General features: G+C 71.1%; 23 protein-coding genes and 1 pseudogene. 12 read left to right on the top strand and 12 right to left on the bottom strand.

The features are described from left to right. Positions 1 to 42 precede the first annotated feature (42 nt). The gene (locus RI138_RS20965; protein ID WP_311121152.1) at positions 43 to 1,425 is read right to left on the bottom strand and encodes a DUF6716 putative glycosyltransferase; all 1,383 of its coding nucleotides are present in this window, start codon (positions 1,423 to 1,425) and stop codon (positions 43 to 45) included. 738 nt (positions 1,426 to 2,163) lie between these two features. On the opposite strand from RI138_RS20965, the gene RI138_RS20960 reads away from it, so the two are divergent. After that, complete coding sequence (locus RI138_RS20960) at positions 2,164 to 3,147, top strand: glycosyltransferase family 2 protein (protein WP_311121151.1); 984 nt, start codon at positions 2,164 to 2,166, stop codon at positions 3,145 to 3,147. Further along, positions 3,144 to 4,517 carry a polysialyltransferase family glycosyltransferase gene (locus RI138_RS20955; RefSeq protein ID WP_311121150.1) on the top strand — a complete coding sequence of 458 codons (1,374 nt, stop codon included), beginning with the start codon at positions 3,144 to 3,146 and terminating at the stop codon, positions 4,515 to 4,517. The genes RI138_RS20960 and RI138_RS20955 overlap by 4 nt, the downstream gene beginning before the upstream one ends. A 75-nt stretch (positions 4,518 to 4,592) precedes the next feature. On the opposite strand, the gene RI138_RS20950 is transcribed toward RI138_RS20955, so the two are convergent. Together RI138_RS20950 and RI138_RS20945 are read right to left on the bottom strand one after the other, a co-directional pair. Then, positions 4,593 to 6,929, bottom strand: coding sequence for a glycosyltransferase (locus RI138_RS20950; RefSeq protein WP_311121149.1), 2,337 nt, complete (start codon positions 6,927 to 6,929; stop codon positions 4,593 to 4,595). Next, complete coding sequence (locus tag RI138_RS20945) at positions 6,926 to 8,524, bottom strand: hypothetical protein (protein ID WP_311121148.1); 1,599 nt, start codon at positions 8,522 to 8,524, stop codon at positions 6,926 to 6,928. The genes RI138_RS20950 and RI138_RS20945 overlap by 4 nt, the downstream gene beginning before the upstream one ends. 252 nt (positions 8,525 to 8,776) lie before the next feature. Here RI138_RS20945 and RI138_RS20940 point away from each other — a divergent pair, with 252 nt between their 5' ends. Together RI138_RS20940 and RI138_RS20935 are read left to right on the top strand one after the other, a co-directional pair. Further along, positions 8,777 to 9,973: an acyltransferase family protein gene (locus RI138_RS20940; protein WP_311121147.1), complete on the top strand. Its 1,197-nt coding sequence runs from the start codon at positions 8,777 to 8,779 to the stop codon at positions 9,971 to 9,973. Positions 9,974 to 10,007: 34 nt separating this feature from the next. Further along, entirely contained in the window at positions 10,008 to 10,469 is a 462-nt protein-coding gene (locus RI138_RS20935; RefSeq protein WP_096623496.1) for a MarR family winged helix-turn-helix transcriptional regulator, read from the top strand. A gap of 22 nt (positions 10,470 to 10,491) precedes the next feature. Here RI138_RS20935 and leuE read toward each other — a convergent pair whose 3' ends face one another. Continuing rightward, a complete protein-coding gene (gene leuE / locus RI138_RS20930; protein ID WP_311121146.1) occupies positions 10,492 to 11,157 on the bottom strand; it encodes a leucine efflux protein LeuE in 666 nt (221 codons plus the stop codon). A gap of 157 nt (positions 11,158 to 11,314) precedes the next feature. Then, positions 11,315 to 11,470, bottom strand: coding sequence for a hypothetical protein (locus tag RI138_RS20925; protein ID WP_311121145.1), 156 nt, complete (start codon positions 11,468 to 11,470; stop codon positions 11,315 to 11,317). A gap of 233 nt (positions 11,471 to 11,703) precedes the next feature. Here RI138_RS20925 and RI138_RS20920 point away from each other — a divergent pair, with 233 nt between their 5' ends. Then, positions 11,704 to 12,678, top strand: coding sequence for a L,D-transpeptidase family protein (locus tag RI138_RS20920; RefSeq protein WP_398863385.1), 975 nt, complete (start codon positions 11,704 to 11,706; stop codon positions 12,676 to 12,678). Between the two features lie 204 nt (positions 12,679 to 12,882). Here RI138_RS20920 and RI138_RS20915 read toward each other — a convergent pair whose 3' ends face one another. Together RI138_RS20915 and RI138_RS32410 are read right to left on the bottom strand one after the other, a co-directional pair. Next, the gene (locus tag RI138_RS20915) at positions 12,883 to 14,028 is read right to left on the bottom strand and encodes a hypothetical protein (protein WP_311121144.1); all 1,146 of its coding nucleotides are present in this window, start codon (positions 14,026 to 14,028) and stop codon (positions 12,883 to 12,885) included. Continuing rightward, a complete protein-coding gene (locus RI138_RS32410; RefSeq protein ID WP_398863383.1) occupies positions 14,028 to 15,005 on the bottom strand; it encodes a sigma-70 family RNA polymerase sigma factor in 978 nt (325 codons plus the stop codon). The genes RI138_RS20915 and RI138_RS32410 overlap by 1 nt, the downstream gene beginning before the upstream one ends. A 482-nt stretch (positions 15,006 to 15,487) precedes the next feature. On the opposite strand from RI138_RS32410, the pseudogene RI138_RS20905 reads away from it, so the two are divergent. Then, positions 15,488 to 16,116, top strand: a pseudogene (locus RI138_RS20905) (UDP-N-acetylglucosamine--N-acetylmuramyl-(pentapeptide) pyrophosphoryl-undecaprenol N-acetylglucosamine transferase); the annotation flags it as partial. Between the two features lie 364 nt (positions 16,117 to 16,480). Next, positions 16,481 to 17,038 (top strand): hypothetical protein, encoded by a 558-nt coding sequence (locus RI138_RS20900; protein WP_311121143.1) that lies wholly within the window; start codon positions 16,481 to 16,483, stop codon positions 17,036 to 17,038. 175 nt (positions 17,039 to 17,213) lie between these two features. Here RI138_RS20900 and RI138_RS20895 read toward each other — a convergent pair whose 3' ends face one another. The 5 genes from RI138_RS20895 to RI138_RS20875 form a co-directional block, all read right to left on the bottom strand. After that, positions 17,214 to 17,522, bottom strand: a complete 309-nt coding sequence (locus RI138_RS20895) for a transcriptional regulator (protein WP_257001973.1) — start codon at positions 17,520 to 17,522, stop codon at positions 17,214 to 17,216. After that, entirely contained in the window at positions 17,522 to 17,932 is a 411-nt protein-coding gene (locus tag RI138_RS20890) for a hypothetical protein (RefSeq protein ID WP_311121142.1), read from the bottom strand. The genes RI138_RS20895 and RI138_RS20890 overlap by 1 nt, the downstream gene beginning before the upstream one ends. A 178-nt stretch (positions 17,933 to 18,110) precedes the next feature. Beyond that, positions 18,111 to 18,692, bottom strand: coding sequence for a hypothetical protein (locus RI138_RS20885; protein ID WP_311121141.1), 582 nt, complete (start codon positions 18,690 to 18,692; stop codon positions 18,111 to 18,113). Between the two features lie 52 nt (positions 18,693 to 18,744). Continuing rightward, positions 18,745 to 19,563, bottom strand: coding sequence for a DUF4328 domain-containing protein (locus RI138_RS20880; RefSeq protein WP_311121140.1), 819 nt, complete (start codon positions 19,561 to 19,563; stop codon positions 18,745 to 18,747). Positions 19,564 to 19,790: 227 nt separating this feature from the next. Further along, positions 19,791 to 21,401 (bottom strand): family 20 glycosylhydrolase, encoded by a 1,611-nt coding sequence (locus tag RI138_RS20875; protein ID WP_311121139.1) that lies wholly within the window; start codon positions 21,399 to 21,401, stop codon positions 19,791 to 19,793. A 387-nt stretch (positions 21,402 to 21,788) separates the two neighbouring features. Here RI138_RS20875 and RI138_RS20870 point away from each other — a divergent pair, with 387 nt between their 5' ends. The 5 genes from RI138_RS20870 (at position 21,789) to RI138_RS20850 (ending at position 25,967) form a co-directional block, all read left to right on the top strand. Next, positions 21,789 to 22,340, top strand: coding sequence for a 2-oxo-4-hydroxy-4-carboxy-5-ureidoimidazoline decarboxylase (locus RI138_RS20870; RefSeq protein WP_311122957.1), 552 nt, complete (start codon positions 21,789 to 21,791; stop codon positions 22,338 to 22,340). Positions 22,341 to 22,546: 206 nt separating this feature from the next. After that, positions 22,547 to 22,927 (top strand): succinate dehydrogenase, cytochrome b556 subunit, encoded by a 381-nt coding sequence (gene sdhC, locus RI138_RS20865; protein WP_096623478.1) that lies wholly within the window; start codon positions 22,547 to 22,549, stop codon positions 22,925 to 22,927. Positions 22,928 to 22,932: 5 nt separating this feature from the next. After that, positions 22,933 to 23,415, top strand: a complete 483-nt coding sequence (locus tag RI138_RS20860; protein WP_096623476.1) for a succinate dehydrogenase hydrophobic membrane anchor subunit — start codon at positions 22,933 to 22,935, stop codon at positions 23,413 to 23,415. Between the two features lie 30 nt (positions 23,416 to 23,445). Next, positions 23,446 to 25,200: a succinate dehydrogenase flavoprotein subunit gene (sdhA, locus tag RI138_RS20855; RefSeq protein WP_311121138.1), complete on the top strand. Its 1,755-nt coding sequence runs from the start codon at positions 23,446 to 23,448 to the stop codon at positions 25,198 to 25,200. Further along, positions 25,200 to 25,967: a succinate dehydrogenase iron-sulfur subunit gene (locus RI138_RS20850; RefSeq protein ID WP_070205313.1), complete on the top strand. Its 768-nt coding sequence runs from the start codon at positions 25,200 to 25,202 to the stop codon at positions 25,965 to 25,967. Before sdhA ends, RI138_RS20850 begins: the two co-directional genes overlap by 1 nt. Positions 25,968 to 25,997 lie beyond the last annotated feature (30 nt).

Here is a 25,997-nt window from a genome sequence, read left to right as displayed (position 1 = left end):
GTCGGTTCACGGGTGCGGAGGCGGGGCCTCCGGTCGGCGCGGTCACAGGTCCCCCATCCGCCGGATCACCGGCGCGACGCGCTGCACGCCGTGGCGGTACGCCCCCCGCGCCGCGTTGCGTACGGTCTCGCGCACCGCGCCCCGCACCCGGCCGCTCTCCCGCGGTGCGGCCGCGCCGGGCAGGGGCATGCCGTCGGGAGCCAGGTGGTGGCGGGCGAGGATGCCGGGGAGATAGCCGGGGGCGGTGGCGGGGGTGTAATAGGGGGCCAGGGGCGGGAGTTGCCCCTCGCCCAGCAGGGCGGTGACCTTGGCGCGGGCGCTGTCGTAGGCCGTGCCGTACGAGCCGTCGGCGGCGACGCCCTGGCCGGCCAGCCACTGGCCGTCGGGGCGCGGGCGGAACCCGCCGTCGAGCCGGTCCCAGGAGGTGAGGAGCCCGGAGCCGACGAAGTGGTGGTTGCCGAGGGGTTCGCGTACGCCGAGGTCGGTGAGGATCGCGGTCGGGATGCGGCGGTGCAGGGACTCCAGGGCGGCGGTGGAGGACACGGTGACCAGGAGGTCGGTACGGTCCAGGACCTCGCCCATGTGCCCGTACACCAGGCGGAAGTTGGGCGGCAGACCGCCGGGCAGCCGCTGCGCGAGGCGCTGGTAGGGCAGCTCCTCGATGTGCGTGGTGTGCTCGCCGGGCTTGGAGCGGAGCTTGAGCAGCACCTCGCGGCGGGGGTGCAGCCGGGCGTGCTCGACGAGCCGGCGGAGCAGATACGTACGGTCGGCGCGGGAGGCCGGTACGGAGGGCTGGGCGGCGAACACCACGGTGTCGCGGCCCTCTTCGGGGCGGTACGGGGCTCCGCCGAGGAAGGGGAGCGCCGCCTCCGTGACGGCCGAGGCGTCGGCGCCGACTCCTTCGTACACCGCGCGGAAACGCTCCGCGTCGTGGCGGGAGTTGGCGAGGACGACGTCGGCGCCGTGGCGGAGCAGGAGGCCGTCGGTGAGCTTCTCGTAGACGACGCCCACATATCCGGTGACGATGGCGGGGCGGCGTGCGAGGTTCAGCGCCGCCAGTCCGTGCAGCATCGCCTGGACGCCGCCGCCGACGAGGGCGAGGACGACGAGGTCGAACCCCTCGTCGCGCACCGCGTGCAGGAACTCCACCGCGGTGACCTCACGGACCCGCTCCGCGTCGATCCCGACCTCGCCGACCTCCGCGAGCTGACGGGGCGTCGGGGTGGCCCGGCCGCGCAGCAGCAGCCCGCTGACCTCGACGGGTCGCGCGCCGCTCCCGCCCGTCCCGGCGGTCAGGCGGCGCGCGGTGAGCGCGCCCCATTTCCACCGGGTGTCGGAGTCGGCGAGAACGGCGATCCGCAGCGCCGGTCGGGGAGCGGCGGGGGCTTCGGCCGGGTCGGCCTCATGGCTGGTACGTGGGGGCACGTCCTAGAAGTTAGGAAGGCATTCCGATGCGCGGCCCAACGTGATGGCAACAGATGGTTAACAGCGAGCCGACTATTGGGGATTCAGCGGTGCCGAAGCGTCAAATAACGCCGTACGAGGCTTGGTTCACCTGTTCTCCATTCACAGTTAACCCTGAATGCGCGACAAGGTGGAAGTGGCGGGCCCATCCCGTGCGACGCCCCGTGCGTACGCCAGTCACCGCTCCCCTGCCCGGGCGTCAAGAAAGCACCCTGAGACAGGATTACCGCTGGTGGGAGCACTGTTCGACCTCCCCGCACCCACGGCCCCTCACTTCCCCCACCTCAGCGCCGCTTGACGGTCCTCGCCTCCCTCTTCCTCCTGCGGGAGTCGCGTTCACCGGGAATGCGCCGCGGATTCACCCGCCTTTTCCATTCACCGATGTCCGGATCACCATCAACCGCCGATTAACTGATCATCCGAGTGGGGCCGTGCTGCGATGCCCCTCGGCGCACTGGGGGTCGGGGACAGAATTGGCCCCCTCCATGAGGAGCGGAGAGAAATCATCCTGTTCCACAGGGGCGGAGCGACATCCGAAGCGGCGGCGACAGCCCTGGTCAGCGCGTCGGCCCCGGCCTTCTCCCCCACGGCGTCGGCCGCACCCGCCGCGCGCCGGTTCACCGCTTCGACGGTCTTCGTTCACCTGACATCCGCACCAGGGACAAGGCCCGTGCCGCGGCCCGCCCTAACGTCATGCGTGTGGTTAAGCTCTCCGTCATCGTGCCGTTCTACAACGTGCAGACATACGCGCCAGACACCCTCAGAAGTCTTCGGGCCAATGCCCGCGACGACTTCGAGTTCATCCTTGTCGACGACTGCTCGACCGACGGGACGGCGGATGTTCTGCGCCGCGCCCAGGACGACATCCCTGGGGCGGTCGTGCACAGACACGAGCGGAACGGGGGGCTGGCCACGGCCCGCAACACGGGGCTCGACCTGGCACGGGGCGAGTACCTCGCCTTCCTCGACGGGGACGACTGGGTCGCCCCCGGCTACTTCGACGAGCTGCTCTCCCGTACCGAGGCACTGGGCTGCGAATTCGTCCGCACCGATCATGTCCAGGTCGAGCGCACCAACCGCACCGTGCACCGGGTCCCGCACGGCCGGCGCGACGCGGTGACGGACCCGCGCACGGCCATCCTGCCCGCCGACCGCACCACTTCGGTCGACTACCCCTACGCCTGGGCCGGGCTCTACCACCGCCGCCTGCTGGACCGCGGGCTGCTGCACTTCACCGACGGGCTGCGCACAGCGGAGGACCGGCCGTGGATCTGGCGGCTGCACCGCCGTGCGGAGTCCTTCGCCGTGCTCGGCACACTGGGCATCTTCTACCGGCGCGGCGTGGCCTCCTCACTGACGCAGATCGGTGATGCCCGCCAGCTCGACTTCATCCGCTCGTTCGACCAGGTCGTCCGGGAGACGGCCGAGGACCCTGACGCCGATGAACTGCTGCCCAAAGCGGTACGCACGTACTGCGCCATCATTTCCCATCACATGAGCTCGATCGAGAAGTTCGAACCGACGGTGGCCCGCATGCTGAAGTCGCAGAGTTCCCAGGCGCTCGGCCGTATGCCGCAGGCCGTGCTGGACGACGCGCTCGACTCGATGGACGTGCAGCGCGCCACGCTCCTGCGCCGGCTGCGGCGGCGGCCCGCCGCCGCGAAGGAGGTGACGACGGCATGAGCGCCATCGCCTCCCGCCGCACCACGCAGCTCTTCGCCGCATCCACCCTCTACGGTGCGGCCACCCTGGCCGCCGCGCTGGACACCGGCTGCTTCGGCCCGGCCGACCGCCGGGTCCTCGTGGTCTGCAACAACGCCGCCATCCCGGAGACCTCCCCGGGCCTGGACGCGATGCCCGGGTTCGAGCGGCTGCGCGGCCGGTTCGACGACGTGGTCTCCTGGAACGAGACCATCGCCCCCTTCCACCCGAGCAGTTGGTCCCCGCGGCCGGACGACGTTCCTCTGTGGGAGCGGCATCTCCGGCTGGCCTGGGAGCTGGGCGACGACAATGTCGAACTGACCGTCGAGTCGATCCAGGTCAACCCGGCCATGGCGATCACCCAGATCTTCACCGGCGCCCCGATCGATGTGTACGCCGACGGGCTGATGAGCTACGGCCCCACCCGCAACAAGATCGATCCGCTGGTCGGAACGCGGGTACGACGGCTGCTGCACCTGGATCTGGTGCCCGGTCTGAAGCCCCTGCTGCTGACCGAGTTCGGTGTGGAGCCGCTGGTCGTGGAGACCGAGAGCTTCCTGAAGGTGCTCGGCGAACTGGCCGAGGTCCCCGCCGAGCTGCCCTCCGTCGAGGCCCCGGCCCTGCTGCTCGGGCAGTACCTGTCGGCGCTGGGTCTGATCTCCGCGAAGGAGGAGGAAGAGCTCCACCTGCGGATGATGCGGGGTGCGGTCTCCCTCGGCCACACCCGTCTGGTGTTCAAGCCGCACCCGACGGCTCCGGCCCAGTGGTCGCGGTCGATGGAGGAGGAGGCGGAACGGCTCGGCGCGGAACTCACCGTCCTGGACTCCGGGATACTGCGGTCACCGGTGCTCGCCGAGGTGCTCTACGAACGGATGCGGCCCGCCCTGGTGGTGGGCTGCTTCTCGACGGCGCTGCTCACCGCGTCGGCGTTCTACGCGCTGCCGGTCGCCCGGGTCGGCACGGAGCTGCTGCTGGACCGGCTCTCCCCGTACGAGAACAGCAACCGGGTGCCGGTCACCCTGGTGGACGCGCTGCTGCCGGAACTGGGCGACCAGGCGGCGGTCGAGGAGCGGCGGCCCGCGGACGACGCCGAGCGGGAGGTCGCCGCTCTGGTGGCGGCGGTGGGGTTCGCGATGCAGCCGCGGATCCACCCGGGGCTGCGGCCGGAGGCGGAGCGGTATCTCTCCGAGCGGCTGACACCGGTGACCTGGCGGTACTTCAAGCGGCGCCGGCTGACCTCGCTGGGGCTGCCGGGCGGGGTACCGGACCAGCTCTCGTTCCTGCCGCGCAGTGCGGCGGTGCGCAGGGCGGTCCGGCGGGCGCGGTCGCTGCGGCGGATGGTCCAGCGGTAGTCCTGCCCGTGTGACAAGGCGGTGGGGCGGGTCCGATCGCGGACCCGCCCCACCTGTTCGTCGTACGGACGCCTCCTACCGGCCCACGATCACCCGGAGGTCCGCGGCGTTGGCCTCCGTGACCTTCCACAGCTCCTGCTGGCGGCCGTGCACGTCCGCGACGGTCGCCGCGTGGTCGGCCAGCAGCTCGGTCACCCGTTCGGTGAGACGGGCTCCGAGGTGACGGTCGTGGACGGAGATGCCCCACTCGGGCCGCTCGATGTCAGCCAGGAAGTACGCCATCTTGGGGTGCGAGATCAGGCTGACGACCGGCGTACCGCAGCCGAACGGGATCATGCCCGCGTGCCCGCGCATGCCGATGACCAGCTTCGTCCGGGCGTAGGTGTCCCGGATCGCGTCGTTGTCGAAGTCGTACATCGGGATGACCGGCAGCGAGATGCCGTGCTCGCGCCGCAGGTCGAACGCGATCCGCTCGTCGTCCAGCGAGTGCGCCACGCACTTCACCTCGGCCTGCTCGCCGAGCGCGGTGATCGCGGTGGCCATCTCGCCGAGAAAGTGCCCGTAGTCGTGGCCGAAGCGCAGGCCCGCACGGTCGTAGGCGGCGTTGACGAGGATGGTGTTCTCGCGGTCGGCCGGGTCGCGCCAGCCCTGGACCAGCTGGCGGGTGACCGTGGTCGGACAGGGCTGGAAGCGGACCTTGTCCTGGAGCTCCGGCGGGAGCAGATCGCGCACCTTCTCGATCGAGCCGTGGTTGCGCAGGCCGAAGAAGGCGGAGCGCTCGACCAGTTTGCGCAGGCTGGACAGGAACCGCTTGCGTCCGTGCCCGTAGGCCTGCCCGTCGAAGGCGTTGAAGCCGACCGCGTACACGAGGACGGGAACGTCGATCCGTTCCAGCACGTCGTCGGGCACGTTCCACTGCCAGCCGCTGTTGCCGTTCGGCGCGGTGTCGGGGATGAAGAGTCCGCCGCCGCCGATGACGAGGCCCCGGCGGGCGTTGACCCGTTCCAGGGCCGCTTCGTCGAAGAGCCGGTGCGCGTGGACCGAGTGCCAGCGGCTGGGCCCGGTGTCCGGGCCGAAGGCCAGCCGTACGCTCTCCGGCAGCAGCTTGTCGCCCGCGTTGCCCTGACGTTCCATGTAGAAGGCGACATGGGCGAGCTGACCGGACGCGGGGCCCTCGGCCGGCGGGGTGAGGCCCGTGGTACGCAGGTGCATCAGCCGGTTCGCCCGGTGCGTGGGGTCGACGCCGAGCCCCTGGAGGGCGTGGCGCGCGGCGCCCTCGTCGTCACCGTGGATCCAGGCGATCTGGGCGAGCCGCCCGTACGCTGTCGCGGCCCGGTTGGGCGCGGCGGCGGCCAGCAGCAACTGGGCCCGGGCCTCCTCGTACCGGGACACGCTCATCAGGGCGTGGCCGAGCACCTCGTGCGGCCAGGCCTCGTCGACCGGGATGCGGAGCGGGCTCAGCAGGTCGACGGCCTCCTGGTACTCCCCGGCCGCGATGTGGGCGGCGGCCACTTTGCGGGCGCTCTCCACATCGGAGGTGCGCAGGACGTGCGGGGTGCCGTAGTGGACCAGCAGGTCGTGGTGCTTGGCACCGCCCGCCGCGAGGTAGGCGGCGTGGAACTCGGCGTCGGACAGGTCGTGCTCGTGCCAGCGGGCCTCGGCCTCGGCGTACCCGGCCTCGCCGCCCTGCCAGGGCTTGTGCCGCCCCGTGAAGTGCAGGATCGCCGTGCCCTCGGGGACCGGGAGGTCTCCCGAGAGGCGCCGCTTGACGAAGTTGTAGCGGGCGTCCAGGTGGACGAAGTCACCGTCCAGCACGGCGTTCAGGATGCCCTGGTCGTGCTTGTCCAGTTCGTACGTGCCGGCCCGGCCGACCTCGTCCAGCTCGGCACAGAACGCGTCGCTCAGGTACTCGCGCTGGATGACCAGCAGCCCGCTGTTGAGCTTGTGCTGCCCGTAGAAGAACTGCGGGACGGCGGCCAGGCCCTCGCGCAGCCGCAGCAGCTCCCCCAGATCGTCCAGGACCACCATGTCGGTGTCCAGAGTGATCACGGTGTCGTAGTCGCGGACCCGGAACACGTCGAGGATGAAGTAGGCCTTGCGCACCAGGTAGTTGTCCTGGTCGCCCTTGGCGTACGTGTCGTAGTGCTCGGCGTTCACCCTGCGGAAGTCGGTGCGCGGGTGCAGGGATCGGATCTTCGCGACGGAGTCGGGACGCAGCCCGTCGTGCAGGACGAGGAAGTCCTCGCAGACGTTCGGGTTGGACAGGGCGAGGCTGCGCAGCAGGGTGAGGAAGCCCGGCAGATAGTTCTCGTCCACGAAGCTGGCGAAGGCGATGCGGCGCTTGCCGGTGAGCGCGTTCGCGGTCGGCACGGGGGGCACGGTGGTGCCGGTGGGAGCGGTCGGCGTCGTCATCGCAGTCGGATCCTTGTGTCGGTGACGCTCTGGGCCCGTTCCATGACCCACGCCTTCTCACTGGTGTACTCGTGCACGGACGTGATGGGCATCCGCATCGCCGCGGGCAGCCGGTAGGCCCCGCTCTCGTAGAAGTCGAAGCCGATCAGGTCGAGTCGAGGACTCACGTCCAGGAAGTCCAGCAGCCAGAGCATGTTGAAACCGCTGGTGGGGATCGCCGGCCAGGCGTCCCTGCCGATGCGGCCGATGTCGCGCAACGGCCAGCGCAGCGACTCGTCGCCCAGGTACGTCTGTGCGCCCGGCACGAGCCGGTTGCGCAGCGAGTACTTCCAGTCGCCGGAGATTCCACCGAAGATCAGCCGGGTGTCCACGTACTGGTCCCAGTTGAAACCGTGCTTGTGGATGCTGACGTGGATGTCGGTGCGGCGTCCGGTGGCCGCCGGGTCGATCCGGTACGAGTTGAAGCGGACGACCAGGTCGTAGGCGTCGATCTCGGGGCCGAGCGAACTCGTGCCTACACGCTGGGAGTTGGCGATCAGACAGATGGACTTCCCGGCGATCCGGTTACGGAATTCACCCAGGGTGAGCCAGCGCACGCCGCCAAAGGTGGGGTCGTCGACCGGTCCGCGCATCCGGATCCTGCGCTGCTCGGCGTAGAGCTCGGTGAGGGCGGTGAGCTCGGGGAGGCCGGAGAGACCTGGCGGGTCCCCGGGAGTTGCGGCGGCGGGGCGGGCCGCGTTCGTGCGGCGGGCCGTGGGCGCGCTCCCGCCGCCGCCCGCGACGCCCGTGTCCTCGCGGAGGAGGCCGAGGTAGTGGGAGACCGTCTGCCGGATCTCGCTGACCGGGGCGTCGGTCGCGATCTGGGCGAGCAGTGCTCCGATCAGCCGCGGCCGGGCCTCGTCCCACTCGCCCCGGGCGTGCAGCTCCAGGCCCTGCGCCCAGGAGTCGGTGACGGACCGGTCGGCGAAGTCCCGGGCTCGGGGGCAGCTGGCGGCTAGCCGCCGCACCAGCTCCGCCTGGAGCCGGGCTCCCTCGCGCAGCCCGGCCACCTTGGCGCCGACGCCGAAGCCGTCGTCCTCGGTGAGTTCGAGGTAGCGCTCGTAGGCGGTGACCGCGGCGGTCTCGGCGCCCATCGCCTCCAGCACCCGGGCCCGCAACCGCCAGCCGGCCCGGGAGCGCTTGCGCTGCGTGAGGATCGTGTCCGCGATCATCAGGGCGAGCTTCATCTCGTCCTCGTAACCGCACTCCAGGGCCTTGTTGCCGACCGCGAGCAGCGGGTCCATGAGGGCGTCGCCGAGAACGAGCGCGGCGCCGGACGACGTCTTGGCCGGGCGTCGCAGCAGGGACGGCGGGCTGCCGGCGGAGGCCGCCGGGACCGTCGCCGCGTGGGTGGCGAGGAGATGACGGAGCGCCTCGGCGAGTGCGGTGCGCCGCCGGTCCAGGCTCGCGACAAGCTTGGCACTGTGCGCGGCACAGGCGCTCAGGCAGGCCTCCAGGTCGGTGGCGTCGACCCCGGCGGTGGGGGCCGTCCCCCGAGGAGGTGTCGGGCCCTCCGCCTCGCGTTGCCGTGGCCAGCGGGTGCGGGCTTTCGTCATGGCGCTCCAAGCGTCTGATACCCGTGGGGGAAGGGCGTCGGACTCGTGCGGGGTGGTGTGGGCTCCGCCCGGGGTGAACGGGGGCGGAAAGTTTCCGCAGAGTGATGGTCGGTTCGGCGTCACCGTAGGAAACCTGGACGGCCGCCGGATGAACTCCCTTCGACGGCCCGGGAAACTGCGGGCCTCCCGGGCGTTCTGCCCCCTTCGGCAGCCCTACGCTGGCGCGGCATCACGGCTGAAACGGAGCAGCTCTTGACCACCACATCGCAGGCCAAAGGGACATCGGCCGTCGCCGCCGCGCCCGCTCGCGGACGGGGCGGCACGGATGTCCCGGCGCAGCCGCGTACCACCGCGGCCCGGCCGAGAACACGGCTGCGCGCCCTCGACGGACTGCGGCTGCTCGCCGCACTGATGGTGGCGGGGTATCACTACGGGGGCCGCGGCGGCGAGATCACCGAGGCCTGGGGCAGCTCGCCCGCCGCGCAATTCCCCACGGCCCACACCTGGTTGGCGTACGGCTGCCTCGGCGTCCAGGTCTTCTTCGTGATCAGCGGGTTCGTGATCTGCCTCAGTGGCTGGGGGCGTACACCGCTCGCGTTCTTCGCCTCGCGCGCCTCGCGCCTGATGCCCGCTTACTGGGCGGCGGTGGTGCTGGTGACCCTGGTCTTCGCGCTGCCGATGGTCGCGTACGAGGCGGTCTCCCCCAGCGACGCGCTGCTCAACCTGACGCTCCTGCAACAACCGTTGGGCGCCGACCGGGTCCTGGGCGTGTGCTGGACGCTGTGGGCGGAGGTCCGCTTCTACGCGCTGTTCGCGCTGTGCGTGGTGCTGCCGGGGGTGAACAGGCGCCGGGTGGTGCTGTTCTGCGCGGTCTGGACGCTGGCCGCGGCGCTCGCGCAGGCTTCGGGCGAGCCGTTGCTCGACGTACTGCTGATGCCTCAGTACGCCCCGTACTTCATCGGCGGCATCGGCATCTACCTCGTACACCGGAACCGTCGCGACGCCCTGGCCTGGGGAATCGTCGGGGTGAGCTGGCTGCTGGGCCAGCACTACGCGGTGGCGGAGCTGTGGCGTCCGGACAGCCCGGACGCGTTCTCCCACCGTTCGTCAGCCGTGATCATCCTGATCGTCACGGCCGGTTTCGCCGCGGTCGCGGCCGTGGCGCTGGGCGCCCTGAACCGGATCGACTGGCCGTGGCTCACGGTCGCGGGGGCGCTCACCTACCCGTTCTACCTCGTCCACGAGCACCTGGGCTGGGTGGTGGTGGGCGCGCTCCACCGCGGTCTCGGCGTGCCGTCGTGGGCGACGTTCGTCCTGACCCTGGCGGCGATGCTGGGGCTGGCGTGGCTGCTGCACCGGTTCGTGGAGCGGCGGTTCACCCCGCTGCTGAGGGACGCGCTGACGGCGGGCGGCACCGGAAGAACCCGCCGCCCGACCTCCGCCTCTTGACCTCAAGTCGACTTGAGATCCTACGTTCGGAGCCATGGACTACTCACACGACGACGCAGGGCTCGCCCGCCAGCCGATCGGTTACTGGAGCTGGGCCGCGCATATGGCGACAGTGACGCACATCCGGGCCGCGCTGGCGGAGCACGGTCTCACCCAGCCCCCTTGGTGGGTGCTCAATCAGCTGAACGACGCGGGCGAGGAGGGGCGGGAGCGGGGCGAACTGGTCACCATGCTCAGCGGCTATCTCGAAACCGGGGCCGACGGCATGGAGGAGGCCGTCGAGGGCCTCCTCCGACAGGGGCTGGTGACCGAGGACTCCGGGACGCGGCTGCGGATGACCGCCGAGGGGCGGGCGTTGCGGGACAAGGCGTTCGCCCGGGTCTCGCGGGCCAGTACGGAGATCCACGAGGGCATCCCCGAGGGGGAGTTCGTCGCCGCCCTCAAGGTGCTCCAGCGGATGATCCACAACGTGGGCGGGAAGGCCTGGCACCACTGAGCCCCGCCCGGCCCCCGGACGCTCAGACGCTGCTGAGCGAGAGTTTCGCCGCGAACCCGAGGAAGAGCACTCCGGCCACCGATGTGGCTCCCGCCGACAGACGCTTGCGGCGGCGGAAGACGGCGGCGAGGCGGGTGCCGCCGAAGATCAGCACCGAGAGGTACAGGAAGCTGGCCAGCTGGAGCAGCGTCCCCAGCACCAGGAACGACAGGGCAGGGTAGGCGTAGCCGGGGTCGACGAACTGTACGAAGAACGAGATCAGGAACAGGATCGCCTTCGGGTTGATCAGGCTGACCAACAGCGCCCGGCGGTAGGGGTTCTCCACCGAGGCCTCCGGAGCGGACGCCTCGGCCGTCTCCATCAGCTCGGCGGTGCGCCGGTGCCGCTCGCGCCACAGGGACACCGCCGCCCTCAGCATCCCGATCGCCATCCAGGTCAGATAGCCCGCGCCCGCGTACTTGACGATCGCGAAGAGCAGGGGCGTGGTCTGGAGCAGGGACGCGGCTCCCAGCGCGGAGAGCGTCATCAGGACGGTGTCCCCGGTCCAGACGCCCGCGGCGGCTCGGTAGCCGGTGCGTATGCCGCGCCGGGCGGCGACGGAGAGCACGTAGAGCGAGTTCGGCCCCGGCAGGAGGACGATCAGCGCCAGGCCGGCGAGATAGGTCGGAAGATCGGTGACACCCAGCATGGACGGAGTCTCGCACGTTCCCGCGCGACTCCGTCCAGCAGTTTCACCGAGCGATATCCGCCGCCCGGTGGCGGGCGGGCGGTGGTTCGTCTGTCCTCGCCGCCGTCAGTCCTCGTCGGCGTCGGCCGTCGTCGCCGTCCGTCCTCGTCGCCGTCCGTCAGTCCTCGTCGCCGTCCAGCAGACGGTCCACGGAGAGCTTCATCTCGATGCCGACCACGTCCGGCACCGTGAATGAGGTGCCGCGCTTGTGGGGCGTCTTGTTCTTGTACGCGCGTGCGAGACGTCCGGCAGTGGTGTCACAGTGAGCCGGCATCCTCCTTTCGGAGACAACTCACCACGAGTTTCTCCAGGGCGTCGGACAGCCAGCGAGAGATCGCCCCGGCGGGGTGACGCCCCCGAGGGGCTGGACGCGACGCCCCCGTCATGCGCAGGATTCGACCACGGGGTCGGGCGGGCATCCGTCCAGTAAGGCTCCGGACGATCGCGTGAGCCAGGGGTCGGAGGGCCGGGGTGGCGGGGATGGCAGGGGGGATGGGGATGACCGGGATGACGGGCAGATACATGGGCGCGAGCGGTGACGTGCGCCGAGGTGCGATACCCCGGGCGCGCCTCGCCGCCGCCTCCGCCCTCGTGCTGGCCACCGTCGCGACCGGCTGCGGACCCGGCGCCGCGGCCGGGGCGTCGGATGCTCCGCCGCCGGTACGGGCCACGCAGGCCGCCGCGCCTCCCTCGCCCACGAACTCGCCCACGAACCCGCCCACGGCCTCCCCCACCGCCTCCGACGACGCCAAGCCGCGCACCGCACCGCCCCGAAGCCCGTCGGCGTCCTCCACAGCACCGGCCCCGGTGACCGCCCGGCCCGCCCCGGAGCCGAGCACCGCCCCGCCGCCGCGCGTCCTGATGCGCATCGGGTCCGAGGGCGGACAGGTGCGGGAACTCCAGGCGCGGCTGCGCGAGATCGGCCACTTCGGGCGTAACCCCACCGGCTACTACGGCACCGTCACCGCCGACGCCGTACGGTCCTTCCAGGAGAAGCGGAGGCTGCCGACCACCGGCAGCGCCGACGTGGTCACCTGGCAGCGGCTGCTGGCCGTGAGCCGGGTGCCGACGGCCGCCGAGCTGAACCCGCCGACCGAACGGCCGGTGGCCGCGCCGGACGAACGGTGTCTGAAGGGGCGGGTCCTGTGCATCAGCAAGACGAGCCGGACCCTGGCGTGGATGATCGACGGCAAGGTCGTCTCCGCGATGGACGTCCGCTTCGGCTCGCAGTACACGCCCACCCGTGAGGGCACGTTCTCGGTGTTCTGGAAGTCCCGGGACCATGTGTCGACTCTCTACGACACGCCCATGCCGTACGCCCTGTTCTTCAGCGGCGGTCAGGCCGTGCACTACTCCGCCGACTTCGCGGCCAACGGCTACGGCGGCGCCTCGCACGGCTGTGTGAACGTCCGGGACAAGCAGAAGGTCGCGGCCCTCTTCGACCAGGTGAAGAACGGCGACAAGGTCGTCGTCTACTGGTGACGGCAAGAGGAGGAGAGGGAGAGGGCGCGGGCGGGACCGGGGGAACGAGTCCCGCCCGCGCCGATGCGCTGAGCCGAAGGTACGGGGGGAACCCCGGCTCGTCGCGCTGCCGATGACCAGTCGGCTCACTCTGTACTGCGCACGGCAGCCGAAAAACGTCACACCTGGTCGCGACGAACCTCTACGCGGAGGGAAAAGGCCAGGTCAGCGGGTTGGTGCGGCCGTCGCGGCGGAGCTCGGCGGAGTCGGGGGCACCAGCGGAACCAATTCGTTCGCGCCGATCCGGTCCCCGGGCCCGGGGGCGGTGACGGAGCGCGGCACGGGGTGGAAGGAGACGGGCGGCAGCGAATCGCCGTCCCCGTCGCCCTTCCCGGGGCCCGGCCCGTCCTGGTCGCCGTCACCGCCGGAGCCGCCCGACCCGCCGCCTCCACCGTTTCCGCCGCTCCCGCCGCTCCCGCCGAGCAGACGGTCGCAGAAGCGCTCCAGATTCCGCTCGCCCTTCGCCAGCTCGATCAGCTGACGACGGGTCCGGTCGTCCAGGGCGCCTTCGTGGAAGGCCTTGCATGCTTTGACGGACTTCCGGTACCAGTTCCCCGACGCGTCGTCCGGGCGGTCCGGGCGGCCGTCGCCGCCGGGGGTACCCCCGGAGCCCTCCTCGCGGCCGGGGTTGTCCGGCCGTTCCCGGCCGCCCGTACGGTCGCCGCCGCGCTCCGGTCCGGTGCCGCCGCTGGGGCCGCCTGGCTCCTTCTCGGACCCGGCGGACTGCCGGGTCGCGGGCGACGAGGACGTCTCCGGGGCGTCGGGCGGGGGCGGGTCGGCCGGGGACGACGGGTCCTCGGCGGGCCGGTCGGACGTCAGCGGCTCGGGGGTCGCGGCAGCCGATACGGAGGTGGCGGGCGCGGGCGAGCCCTGCCCGCCGAAGGAACCGGCGAGCACGCCCGTACCGGCGGCGACCGCCACCCCGCCGAGCGTGAATCCCGCGAGCGAGACGGCCAGGCCGAACCGCACCGGCCGGCTCCAGCGCGGGCGGCGGGCCGGGGGTGCGGGGGCCGGGCCGATGTGGACGGAGTGCAGCATTCCGGGCCGTCCGGGGACGGCGGAACCGGCGCTGCGACCGGCCAGGCGGTCGGCACCGTCGCCGTGCGCGGCCTGCCGGAACGCGGCGAGCACCGCGTCCTCGCCGGGGAGCGCACCACCGGAGGCGCGTCGGCCGTCACGGGCCGCGCCGAGTGCCTCGGCGAGCCGGAGGGCGTCGTCACGGGCCCGGTCGCCGACGGGGACGACAGGTTCGCCGCGGAGCAGTTTCTCCGCCGCGTCCTTGTCAAGCCACTCGTAGTACTCGTCGGCCATCACATGTCCTTCTGCGTCCACGGCCGCGAATGCGTCACACCGGGAGTGATCCCGGCGGCCGCCGCCGGACCGCCCCGGCCGGGGCGCTGCGCGGGTACGGCACCGAGCCCCGCACTGTCGGCAGCCTCCGGACCCGCGTCGCTTCCGGCGCCTTGCGCGGGGGCTGAACCGGGGCCCGAGGCCAGGGCGGCGGGGATACCCTCCGGGATGCCTTCCAGGGCCAGGGCCGGGGAGGCGTCCGAGGCCGGGCCCGGGTTCGGGCCCGGGTCCGCGACCGCTGCCGGAGCGGGCGCCGGGGTACCGCCGGAGGCACCGTCCGCGGAGAGCGCACCGCCCGCGGGAAACGTGCCGCCCGGCGACAGCGCACCGCCCGCGGGGAGAGTGCCACCGGGCAAGGGCGAACCGTCGGCCGCGACCGCCTGGGAGTCCTCCGCGCCGAGGAGTTCGGCCAGTCGCTTGAGGCCGCGGTGGGCGGCGGTGCGTACGGCGCCGGGGCGCTTGCCCAGGGTCTGCGCCGCGCTCTTCGCGTCGAGCCCGACGACCACGCGCAGGACGACGGCCTCGGCCTGGTCCTGCGGGAGCTGGGCGATGAGGGCCATGGTGCGGTCGGTGTCCAGCGCCTCGATGGCGTCGCCCGCGGTGTCGCACTCGGCGGCCCGGCCGGTCAGCTCGGTCTCATCGCCGCCGATCGCGGGGCGGCGGCTGCGCATCCGCAGGTGGTCCAGGGAGCGGTTGCGCGCGATCCGGGCCGCCCAGCCCCGGAAGCGGTCGGCGTCGCCGCTGAAGCGGTCGAGGTCACGGGCTATCTGCAGCCACGCCTCGGACGCCACGTCCTCGGCGTCCGGCTCCCCGACCAGCGTCCGTATGTAGCCCAACAGCCGTGGCTGTACCGCGCGGTACACAGCACGGAAGGCGTCCTCGTCCCCGTCCTGTGCCGCGAGCACCGCGGCGGTCAGCTCCGCGTCGTCCCCCAGCACTCCCCAACCCGTCCTGCTGTCTGCTCATCGCAGCTGGTCACCGCTGCTGCGCCACTGCGCGACTCAGCACGCTACGTGCTCGGCAGGGGCCACGTCCATGACTTGTACAACTCGCAACAATTCGCTTTCCGGCCGTGCGGTGTGACAGAAAACGCAGTCCTGGCGCAGAGATGAGTACGGGGTCGTGCTGCGGCCCCGTGGAAGACGGCCGGGGCCTCTCCTGTGGGGGGTGGCGGCCCCGGTCGTCGCTCCAGCACGTGGTCGCTTGACCAGGCGCTTTGTGGATCAGCCAGCCTGTCCATGACCAACGGCGTGACCAACGCGTCAGGGAATTCCTCCGGGTGTACGCGTTCTAGAACGCTGGATACCCCAGTGACCAGCGCTTTCCGGTGCTCACCTGACCTGTCTGCGCTCAGTCACCGCATGGCCTCAGGACAAGCTCCTGGCACTTCCGTTCGGCACCAGAGGCCGCCGACGCAGATAAGGTCCGGCGTCATGCGAACCCGCTGAAGATGGTGTCGCCCGCCAACGTCCGGGACATGGCACGTGTGCCGCTCGGGGTGGCCCAGGCGCGCAGCGCAGTCTCCGCCTTCCGGCCGGACGTCGTCCTCGCCACGGGCGGTTACGTAGCCGTACCGGCCGGGCTCGCCGCGCGGATGTGCCGAGTCCCGCTGGTCCTGCACGAACAGACCGTCCGCCTCGGCCTCGCCAACCGTAAGCTCGCCGGTTCCGCCGCCCGTATCGCGGTCTCCTCGGAGTCCACCCTGCCGCTCCTGCCCGAGAGCGTGCGGTCGGCGGCCGTGGTCACCGGCAACCCCGTACGACCGGAGGTCCTGACCGGACACCCGGACAAGGCCGTGACCGCGCTCGGCCTCCACGGCTTCGACCGGCGGCTTCCTGTCGACGGTGTACGTCACCGGAGGCGCACAGGGCTCGCAGCAGATCAACGACGCAGTCGGCGGCGAACTGCCGTGGCTGCTGGAGCGCGCCAACGTGGTCCACCAGTGCGGCCCGGCCCACCAAGAGGCACTGCCCGCCCGCGCCGCGGAACTGCCTGCGGCCCTCGCCGCCCGGTATCGCCCTCACCCCGTTCGTCGGACCGGAGCCGCCGACGAACCCCTGGGCCCTGTCCGCTCGGCGCCTTTGGCAGCCGTTTAGGTTGCGCGGGAACAACACCCCACGGGCTGAAGCCAATTGCTTGACCGGAAAGCAGCCCGGTTAAAACGAGGAGTCCGGGCGACGGGCTCAAAGCCCCAGGCGTTCCACAGCCGAGCCGTGAGGGGCCTCACTTTACGGAGAATTGAAGTGTCACCAGAAGGGCGTTAACGTCTTTCACGCCCATCCGGACTGGTCCAGGCCAATTCGGAAATATTGACGCTGCACGGGGGGAGGCCGGCGATGCCATCAGGTTTCGCAGGCCACGACAGCATCACCGGGCCTCACCTCGTGCGCATACAACGCACTAAGGACTGTACGTGAACCGCAGCGCAATGCGCTTTCGCACGACTGTGATTTCCACCGTGGTGGCCGGTGCCGTCACCTTCACCGGCATCGGCACCGCGAATGCGGCCGAGGCGCTCGGGGCCCAGAACACCGGCACCGAGGCCCAGAACACCGCCATCGACAACGAGCCCACCGCCGAGCAGGTCGACGAGCTGGCCCGCTATCTCCAGGCCCTCGACAACGGCGATGTCCTGGATTCCAAGGGCGTGTTCGACTACGACAAGACCCGCGCCGAGTTCGGTGCCGAGTTCGCCGACGCGATCCAGGCCAAGCTCAACGGCGACATCCCCGTCGGCGCCTACGGCAGCTACACCTCGTGCCTGCTCAAGGGCGTCGGTCTCGGCGGCCTGGGCGGCGCCACCGCGGCCATCACCGCCAAGCTGAAGAAGAAGCACTTCACGGACGCGGCCAAGCTGATCATCAAGGAGGCCGCCAAGCGCGGCATCAAGGTGGGCGTCAAGGGCGGCGTCGCCGGGCTGGCCGCCTCGCTGGGCACCTACGCCGTGTGGTGCGCCACCCCGTGGGCCTGACCGGCGCACGCCGGGCCGGCTGACTCGGCCGGCCCGGCCGGCCGAGCCGGCTGAGTCAGCGCCCGGTCCGGCATCGGCGGAAGGGGACGCGGCCGTCACCCGGCCGCGTCCCCTTCCTGCTTTCTGCCGCGCGTCCGCCCTCTACCGCGTGGGACCACGTCCGCCCGTGGGCCCGTCAGCTTTCGCCGACCAGGGCCCTCAAGTGCGCGAGGTACTCCTCGAAGCGTTCGCGCCCCTCGTCGGACAGGCGCACGAAGGTACGGACGCGGCGTCCTTCGCCGCGCAGCTTGGCCAGCTCCACCACACCCGCTTCCTCCAGGACCCGCAGCTGTCGTGAGAGCTCCGGCGAATCCAGGTCGAGGGCCTCGCACAGATCGGCGAAGGACGCGTTGTGCACGCGCCGCAGGGTGCCCAGCACGGCCAGGCGGACCGGAGAGTGCATCAGGGTGGTCAGGGCCTGCCGGTGCTGCCCGTCCTCACTCATCAAGCCCTCCACCGCGACACCAGGTAGGCCAGTAGGACCAGTGCGGAAGCCGCGGCCGGGACCACGATGCCGATGGTGGAGTCCGGGGTGTCCCACAGAACATTGCCCGCCGGAAGGCCCAGCAGGAATCCGGCGGCGATCCCGGCGCCGCTCTCCAGCCGGGTGTGCGGACGGCGCAGGGCGCGTTCGCGGTGGTAGTAGTTCCAGCCGACCACCACGGCCAGCGCCGCCAGGCACACCGGGATGCCGAGCACGAGCGGCACCCTCTGTTCGGCGGCACCCCACAGGGCGCCGAACACGGCGATCGCTGACACCACTCCCCCCGCACGTTCACCTGCCGCGGCGGGCCGGTTGAGGGCGGGGGCCCCCTCGGCGGTGGCGAGCTGGTCGGCTGCGGTCTGTGGGTCCATTACGGAAGTCCCCCCAGGTCGTGCGGATCTTTCAGTTGCCATACTCGCACTCACTTGGCAAACCTGCAAGTAATGGGTGGGAGGGGCCTGCCCCGAGGTCCTACGTCGTCCCGGGCGCCCGGGACGACGTAGGACCTCGCCCCATTCGGTGACTCGCCTCTGCCCACCGGCCAAGGGCTCAGCCCCGCCCCCGCGCCCTCCGCGACATCACCGCGCGCAGCACCCGGCGGCCCTCCGTGGACAGGTCCAGCGCCTTGCGCAGGCCTGCGCCGCTGCCCCCCGTGCCGCCGGTCTCCGCGAGGATCTCCAGGATGCGGACCTGCCGCTCCAGGTCTCCGGCGACCAGCGGCCCGACGGTGGCCGGTTCGCCGCCGCGGGCCAGCTTCAGCAGCCGCTCCTCGTCGCGCGGCGTGTCCCCGGGCGGGGCGTCGAAGCGGCCGTGAATCCGGAGCGCCACCAGCGAGCAGGCGTCGGCCCACTCCCGCAGCGGTTCGGCGGCGAAGTCGGAGGGGGCGGCGCCGAGCATGGCCCGGACGAGCGCGGCCGGACCGTCGGGGACGGACGCGCGCTCCATCGCCGTTCGGACGGTGGTGAGCCGGGTGGCCCATTCCTGTCCGTTCTCACAGCTCGCCCAGAGCGGCCGCAGGGGCTCCGGCCCGTCCGGGCCCGCGAGCAGCGGCAGGCACCGGTCCAGGCAGGCCAGCGCACTGGCGGCCAGAGCACGCTCATCGGCTCGCTCGATCAGTTCCAGCAGACTCATCGACGTCTCCCTCGGTCTACCGGATACTGCGCCGAATGGCTGAAAATCGTCACTACGGAGTGGCGGGCTCCGGGGCGGGCGGCGCCTCCCGGAGAGCGGCGCGTTCAACCTGCATCCGGGTCACCGTGCGGACGAAGATGATGGCGAGGACCGCGGCGAGGACGTCCAGCGCGTCGGAGGCCGCGACCAGGCCCGCGGCCCGCACGATCTCCTCCGGCGCCTCGGCCTGGTCCCACATCCGGCCGGATGCGCGGGAGAGCAGCAGGGTCCCCACCCACGCCGCCCACCAGAGGTTCAGCGGCGTCCGGGAAACCGGGCGCCAGCCTCCGGCGGGACGGGGCCGCGCACTGGCCTCCCAGACGCCCGCCGCGACCCGGTACGGGAACCAGAAGTTGGCGATCGGGACGAACCAGCCGCCCACCGCCCAGCCCGGTCCCATCCGCTGCGCACCCGGGTCGAAGATCTCGGCGTTCCGCCGGGTCCGGTGGAACCAGATGATGAACACGACCGCGGTGGCCAGGTACGTCGCAGTCTGGGCCGCGGCCGCCCCCGCGGACAGGCGCTCGGCCAGCTCGCCGTCCTCGCCGTGGACGGCCGGCGCCCCGCCCGTGGCCAGCCGGTCCCAGAGGTCACGCACACGCAGTCCGGCGACGATGGCGAACAGGTCGGCCGCGATGACGGCCCCCAGCAGGGCGACCACCGCCCGGGACAGGACGACGGGCGAGCGCGGCCAGGTCCCGGCCCCCCACCCGCCGGGGCCGGAGACCGGGGGCATCAGGCCTTCGGGCAGCGGGGGCCGGGTGCCGGAGCAGAAGGTGCACAGGCCGTCGTCGGTGACGGCCGTTCTGATACGGCAACGGGTGCAGAGCATGAGAGTCCCCCCGGGACGCGGTGTCGGTGCACGGCCGCGCGTCCCTCCCCGGGAACGCGCGGCCGACGATACGTGCGCAGGCCGGCGACCGCCGGGCTGTCCGCCCTCATTCTCCCAGGTGAGGAGGGGGGAGCTGCCCCGTGAGGGGGGACCCGCCCCGTGCGGGAGGGACAGATCTGCCCCCGTGAGGGAGGGGGAAGCCACCCAGTGAGGGAGGGGGGAAGCCGTCAGCCCGCGCTGCCCGTCCGCTCCGCCAGTTCCTGGAACTGCGCCCAGCTCAGCGCGGGCTTCCTCGGGTCCCACAGCTTCTGCGATGTCGCCACCAGCGGCATCCGGATGCCCTCCGCCACCTGCTGCGTGGTCTGCGCGTTCGGCAGGTCGCCCCAGACGGCGAACCGGCCGCCGAGGATCTGGGGGGAGTAGCGCTCCGCCACGGGTTCGGTGCCGCGCAGGACCAGCGGGGTCCACTGCTCGTAGATCCGCTCGCCGGTCGGGTAGACGAACTCGTTCGGCTCGCCGAGCACGTAGTACAGGAACTCGTCGTTGAGGTTGAGCATCCGGTAGCCCGCGGCGAGGTACTCCTGCGGCGGGCGGGCACCGATCTCCTTGCCGGTCCAGTACTCGATCTCGATGTTCTCGTCGGCCTTGACCTTCGTGTCCCTGAAGAGCCCGTCGTTCCAGGCCTTGGCGGTCCGGCCCTTCGGGACGACGACGGCGGCGCGGTCGTTCAGCCAGCCGGTCGCCAGGTCCTCGATCGTGGCGCCGGAGCCGTGCCGCTGCTCGGCGGCCCGCTGGAGCTGGGGGAAGGATGCGGCGGGGTCCCGTACGGTCAGGGCCTGGTACTCGTCCGCGCCGAGGTGCCAGAACCTTCCCGGGAACAGCTCGGTGTACTCGTCGAGGAGTTCGTCGATGAGCTGGGCCGCCCCCGGGTTCGAGATGTCGATGGAGCCGCGCGACGCCACGCCCTGGGTGTTGCGGAGCTGGAGGTCGGGGTGGGCGGCCAGCACCGCGCCGAGGTGTCCGGGCGAGTCGATCTCGGGGACGACCTCGATGTGCAGGCTGTTGGCGAGGCCGACGATACGGCGGACCTCGTCCTGAGTGAGCGCCTCGTCCGAGACCACCTCGGGGTGGGTCTTCGACTCGATCCGGAAGGCCTGGTCGTCGGAGAAGTGCAGGCCGAGCTGGTTGAGCTTGAGGTCGCCCATCTCGCGTATGCGGTCCTGTATCCACTCCGCGGTGTAGTGCTTGCGCGCGATGTCGAGGTTCAGGCCCCGCTGCGGGCGGTCGGGCCGGTCGTTGACGACGCCCTCGGGGACCGTCCCGTCGGCCTTGAGGGACTGCTTGAGGGTGCGGGTGCCGTAGAACACGCCCGACTCGTCGGGGCCGGTGATCTTGACCTTGCGGTCGCGCACGGTGAGCGTGTACGACTCGGCGGGGCCCGCCTCCTTGGCGCCGAGAGCCAGCTCCACGTCTCCGGTACGGGCCGCTTCGGCGCCCCGGTAACTGATCTTCAGCTCCTTGGCGAGGAGCTTCGCCTCGTCGGCGAGCACCTGGCTGCCCTCGGCGATGACGACCGTGCTGTCGCTGCCCGGCTGCCAGCCCGGCCCCCGGGCGGCGGTGTGCTCGCGCACCGCCGGGATCGCGCTCGGGGCGGAGGACATCGGGTAGCTGGTGGAGGGCGAGGGGGCGGCGGCCTCGGCGGAGGTGCCGGAGGGGGATGCCGCGTCGCGGGAGGGCCTGCTGCCGGAACCCTCCGGCCAGACGACGACGGTGAGGGCGACGGCGGCCGCGGCGGTGACCGCCGCGCCGGTGACGAGGGCACCACGTGTGGGCGACATCAGTCAGATTCCTCCGTCCAGGGGCCAAGTGCGAGTGAAACGAGTGAATAGGGTGAAAGGCTGACATTTTTGGCGGTTCTCCGCCATTGAGGGCGACGACGGAGAGGGCGGCACCCCAGCCCGCGCAGGTCAGACGTCCACCACGCGTTCCGAAACTCTCCCGTTCGGGTGATTTTTCCGCGGTCCGTCGGACGGCCGCCGACGGGTCTCGCTAGCGTTGGGGCACATTCGTCCCTCCCTTCACCCCTTTCCGTGCAACCTCGTTGCGCTCCGGCCCCTCTTCAGGGTCACAGTCGTCATTCATGCGAGGAGTCCACGCTGTCCAGGTCCAGCGAGTCCCCCGCCGGCCTGCCGAAGCGATCCGCGCCCCCGGCCGGGCGGTCGGCCATACCCGTACAGCTGCGTCGGCCGGCCCCCGCCCCGTCCCCGGCCGCCGGTCCGGAAGGCCCGCTCACCGGCGTACCGACCGGTATCCACGCGGCCGGGCTGGCCCATCTCAACAGCCTCCCGTTCGCCGCCGCCGAGGCCGCCTTCCTGGAGTGCTGCGGCAGTCTCCGCTGGGCCCACCGGATGGCCGTCCACCGCCCCTACCCGGATCTGGGCGCCCTACTGGCCGCCTCCGACGAGGCGGGCTACGACCTGGCGCCCCGGGACATCGCGGAGGCCCTGGCCGCGGAGTCCGCCCCCTGCCTGCACCACGACGCGCCCCGCGCCGCCCATCTGGCGCTGCGGGCCGCCCATGCCGCGTACGAGAGCAGGTTCGGCCACGCGTTCGTGATCTGCCTGGACGCCTTCCAGCCCGCCCAGCAGGTGGACCAGGTGCTGGCGGGCATCCGGGCCCGGCTGGCGCACGACCCGGACGAGGAGCGGGCGGTGACGGCGGAGGAGCTGCGGCGGGTCGCCCGGAGCCGGATTCTGGAGCTGCTCTCGGGCGACTGAGCCCCCGCGGGCCGCGGCGGGTCGAGAAGCGCCGCTCTAGCCCGTACGTGCCTGTTTGATTGCCACTTTGATCACACCAGAGGCCCCGGCGCGAACGAACCGACAATGCGTCGCTACGATGGCCGGGGCCGGTGGACCGTACCCGGCCGGGTCAGACCGACAGTCAAGCCGGCCGACCCCAATCCCCGCTCCCGGAGGGTTCTTCCGTGCCGGCTGGAACGCTGTACCGCGGCCGGGAAGGCATGTGGTCCTGGGTGGCTCATCGAGTCACCGGTGTCCTCATTTTCTTCTTCCTGTTCGTACATGTCCTGGACACTGCTCTCGTCCGCGTTTCCCCCGAGGCCTACGACGACGTCGTGGCCACGTACAAGACGTGGCCCGTGGCGTTCCTCGAATACGGCCTCGTGGCCGCGATTCTCTTCCACGCGCTGAACGGTCTGCGGATCATCGCCGTGGACTTCTGGGCCAAGGGCCCTCGCCTTCAGAAGCAGATGCTCTGGACCGTGGTGGGCATCTGGATCGTGCTGATGGTCGGGGCCCTGTACCCGATCCTCGGGCACGCCGTACGCGAGATCTTCGGGAGCTGAGGCCCATGTCCAGCGAGACTTCTTCCGCAGCCGCGATCGGCGATGTCGAGGGCGTTGCCCTGTACGACGTCGACCACCCGGCCCCGGTGATCGAGCCCCCGCGCAAGCGCACGGGCAAGACACCCAAGGCCTCGCGCACCAACTTCGAGATGTACGCCTGGCTCTTCATGCGCCTGTCGGGCATCGTCCTGGTCGTCCTCGTCATCGGCCACCTGCTGATCCAGCTGGTGCTCGACGGCGGTGTCTCCAAGATCGGCTTCGCCTTCGTGGCGGGCCGCTGGGCCTCGCCGTTCTGGCAGGTCTGGGACCTGACGATGCTGTGGCTCGCCATGCTCCACGGCGCCAACGGCCTCCGTACGGTCATCAACGACTACGCCGAACGGGACAACACCCGCTTCTGGCTGAAGATGCTCCTGTACACCGCCACGGTGTTCACCGTCCTGCTGGGCACGCTGGTGATCTTCACCTTCGACCCGAACATCCGCTAGGCGCCGGGACAGAGGGACCAGAGGAAAACCATGCAGATCCACAAGTACGACACCGTCATCGTCGGCGCCGGCGGCGCCGGCATGCGCGCGGCCATCGAGTCGACCAAGCGCAGCCGTACCGCCGTGCTGACGAAGCTCTACCCCACCCGCTCCCACACGGGCGCCGCGCAGGGCGGTATGGCCGCCGCGCTCGCCAACGTGGAGGAGGACAACTGGGAGTGGCACACCTTCGACACGATCAAGGGCGGCGACTACCTGGTCGACCAGGACGCCGCCGAGATCCTCGCGAAGGAGGCCATCGACGCCGTCCTCGACCTGGAGAAGATGGGCCTGCCGTTCGGCCGCACGCCCGAGGGCAAGATCGACCAGCGCCGCTTCGGCGGTCACACCCGCAGCCATGGTGAGGCCCCGGTCCGTCGTGCCTGCTACTCGGGCGACCGCACCGGCCACATGATCCTCCAGACGCTGTACCAGAACTGCGTCAAGGAGGGCGTGGAGTTCTTCAACGAGTTCTACGTCCTGGACCAGCTGATCACCGAGGTCGACGGGGTCAAGAAGTCCGCCGGCGTCGTCGCGTTCGAGCTGGCGACCGGCGAGATCCACGTCTTCCAGGCGAAGTCGGTCATCTACGCCTCCGGTGGCACCGGCAAGTTCTTCAAGGTGACGTCCAACGCGCACACCCTGACCGGTGACGGCCAGGCCGCCTGCTACCGGCGCGGTCTGCCGCTGGAGGACATGGAGTTCTTCCAGTTCCACCCGACGGGCATCTGGCGCATGGGCATCCTGCTGACGGAGGGCGCCCGCGGTGAGGGCGGCATCCTCCGCAACAAGGACGGCGAGCGCTTCATGGAGAAGTACGCGCCGGTCATGAAGGACCTCGCGTCCCGTGACGTCGTCTCGCGCTCCATCTACACGGAGATCCGTGAGGGCCGCGGCTGCGGTCCGGCCGGTGACCACGTCTACCTGGACCTCACCCACCTGCCGCCGGAGCAACTGGACGCCAAGCTCCCGGACATCACCGAGTTCGCCCGTACGTACCTCGGCATCGAGCCCTACACGGACCCGATCCCGATCCAGCCGACCGCGCACTACGCCATGGGCGGCATCCCGACCAACGTCGAGGGCGAGGTGCTGGCCGACAACACCACCGTCGTCCCGGGCCTGTACGCCGCCGGCGAGGTCGCCTGTGTCTCCGTGCACGGCGCCAACCGTCTGGGCACCAACTCGCTGCTGGACATCAACGTCTTCGGTAAGCGCTCGGGCATCGCGGCCGCCGAGTACGCGGCGAAGAGCGACTTCGTCGAGCTGCCCGAGAACCCGGCCCAGCTCGTCGCCGACCAGGTGGAGCGGCTGCGCAACTCGACGGGCACCGAGCGGGTCGCCGAACTGCGCACGGAGCTGCAGGAGTGCATGGACGCCAACGTGATGGTGTTCCGTACCGAGCAGACCATCAAGACGGCGGTCGCCAAGATCGCCGAGCTTCGCGAGCGGTACCTCAACGTGTCCATCCAGGACAAGGGCAAGCGGTTCAACACCGACCTGCTGGAGGCCATCGAGCTGGGCAACCTGCTCGACCTGGCCGAGGTCATGGCGGTCTCCGCGCTCGCCCGCAAGGAGTCCCGCGGTGGTCACTACCGCGAGGACTTCCCGAACCGCGACGACGTCAACTTCATGCGCCACACCATGGCGTACCGCGAGGTGGCCGCCGACGGCGCCGAGTCGATCCGGCTCGACTACAAGCCGGTCGTGACGACCCGCTACCAGCCGATGGAGCGTAAGTACTGATGGCTACCCCGACCCTGGACAAGACCGGCAACGCCGAGGCCGGCTTCGCCGACTCCCCGTTCATCACGGCCACGTTCCGCATCCGCCGCTTCAACCCCGAGGTGTCGGACGAGGTCCAGTGGCAGGACTTCCAGATCGAGATCGACCCGAAGGAGCGTGTCCTCGACGCCCTTCACAAGATCAAGTGGGAGCTCGACGGGACCCTGACGTTCCGCCGGTCCTGCGCGCACGGCATCTGCGGTTCCGACGCGATGCGGATCAACGGCAAGAACAGGCTCGCCTGCAAGACGCTGATCAAGGACATCAACCCGGAGAAGCCGATCATGGTGGAGGCCATCAAGGGCCTCACGGTCCTCAAGGACCTCGTGGTCGACATGGACCCGTTCTTCCAGGCGTACCACGATGTCATGCCCTTCCTCATCACCAAGGGGAACGAGCCGACCCGCGAGCGCCTGCAGTCCCCCGAGGACCGCGAGCGCTTCGACGACACCACCAAGTGCATCCTGTGCGCCGCGTGCACGTCCTCGTGCCCGGTGTTCTGGAACGACGGCCAGTACTTCGGCCCGGCGGCGATCGTCAACGCGCACCGCTTCATCTTCGACTCGCGCGACGAGGCCGGGGAGCAGCGGCTTGAGATCCTCAACGACCGTGACGGCGTGTGGCGTTGCCGCACCACGTTCAACTGCACGGACGCCTGCCCCCGTGGCATCGAGGTCACCAAGGCGATCCAGGAGGTGAAGCGCGCGCTCATCACGCGTCGCTTCTGACCCTCCCGTAACGCCCGTTACGTCGACAGG

Source organism: Streptomyces durocortorensis (assembly GCF_031760065.1).
In the GTDB taxonomy this organism is placed as follows: domain Bacteria; phylum Actinomycetota; class Actinomycetes; order Streptomycetales; family Streptomycetaceae; genus Streptomyces.
The sequence above is the reverse complement of the archived record's forward strand: the minus strand, read 5'-3'. Positions and strand labels throughout refer to the sequence as shown.

Bases quoted from the DNA above. Each gene is read 5' to 3' on its own strand.
- RI138_RS20880 (WP_311121140.1), bottom strand. From the start codon at position 19,563: ATGCTCTGCACCCGTTGCCGTATCAGAACGGCCGTCACCGACGACGGC.
- RI138_RS20935 (WP_096623496.1), top strand. From the start codon at position 10,008: ATGGACTACTCACACGACGACGCAGGGCTCGCCCGCCAGCCGATCGGT.
- leuE (WP_311121146.1), bottom strand. From the start codon at position 11,157: ATGCTGGGTGTCACCGATCTTCCGACCTATCTCGCCGGCCTGGCGCTG.
- sdhA (WP_311121138.1), top strand. From the start codon at position 23,446: ATGCAGATCCACAAGTACGACACCGTCATCGTCGGCGCCGGCGGCGCC.
- RI138_RS20950 (WP_311121149.1), bottom strand. From the start codon at position 6,929: ATGACGACGCCGACCGCTCCCACCGGCACCACCGTGCCCCCCGTGCCG.
- RI138_RS20945 (WP_311121148.1), bottom strand. From the start codon at position 8,524: ATGACGAAAGCCCGCACCCGCTGGCCACGGCAACGCGAGGCGGAGGGC.
- RI138_RS20925 (WP_311121145.1), bottom strand. From the start codon at position 11,470: ATGCCGGCTCACTGTGACACCACTGCCGGACGTCTCGCACGCGCGTAC.
- RI138_RS20885 (WP_311121141.1), bottom strand. From the start codon at position 18,692: ATGAGTCTGCTGGAACTGATCGAGCGAGCCGATGAGCGTGCTCTGGCC.
- RI138_RS20955 (WP_311121150.1), top strand. From the start codon at position 3,144: ATGAGCGCCATCGCCTCCCGCCGCACCACGCAGCTCTTCGCCGCATCC.
- RI138_RS20850 (WP_070205313.1), top strand. From the start codon at position 25,200: ATGGCTACCCCGACCCTGGACAAGACCGGCAACGCCGAGGCCGGCTTC.
- RI138_RS20920 (WP_398863385.1), top strand. From the start codon at position 11,704: ATGACGGGCAGATACATGGGCGCGAGCGGTGACGTGCGCCGAGGTGCG.
- RI138_RS20875 (WP_311121139.1), bottom strand. From the start codon at position 21,401: ATGTCGCCCACACGTGGTGCCCTCGTCACCGGCGCGGCGGTCACCGCC.
- RI138_RS20895 (WP_257001973.1), bottom strand. From the start codon at position 17,522: ATGAGTGAGGACGGGCAGCACCGGCAGGCCCTGACCACCCTGATGCAC.
- RI138_RS20890 (WP_311121142.1), bottom strand. From the start codon at position 17,932: ATGGACCCACAGACCGCAGCCGACCAGCTCGCCACCGCCGAGGGGGCC.
- RI138_RS20860 (WP_096623476.1), top strand. From the start codon at position 22,933: ATGTCCAGCGAGACTTCTTCCGCAGCCGCGATCGGCGATGTCGAGGGC.
- RI138_RS20915 (WP_311121144.1), bottom strand. From the start codon at position 14,028: ATGGCCGACGAGTACTACGAGTGGCTTGACAAGGACGCGGCGGAGAAA.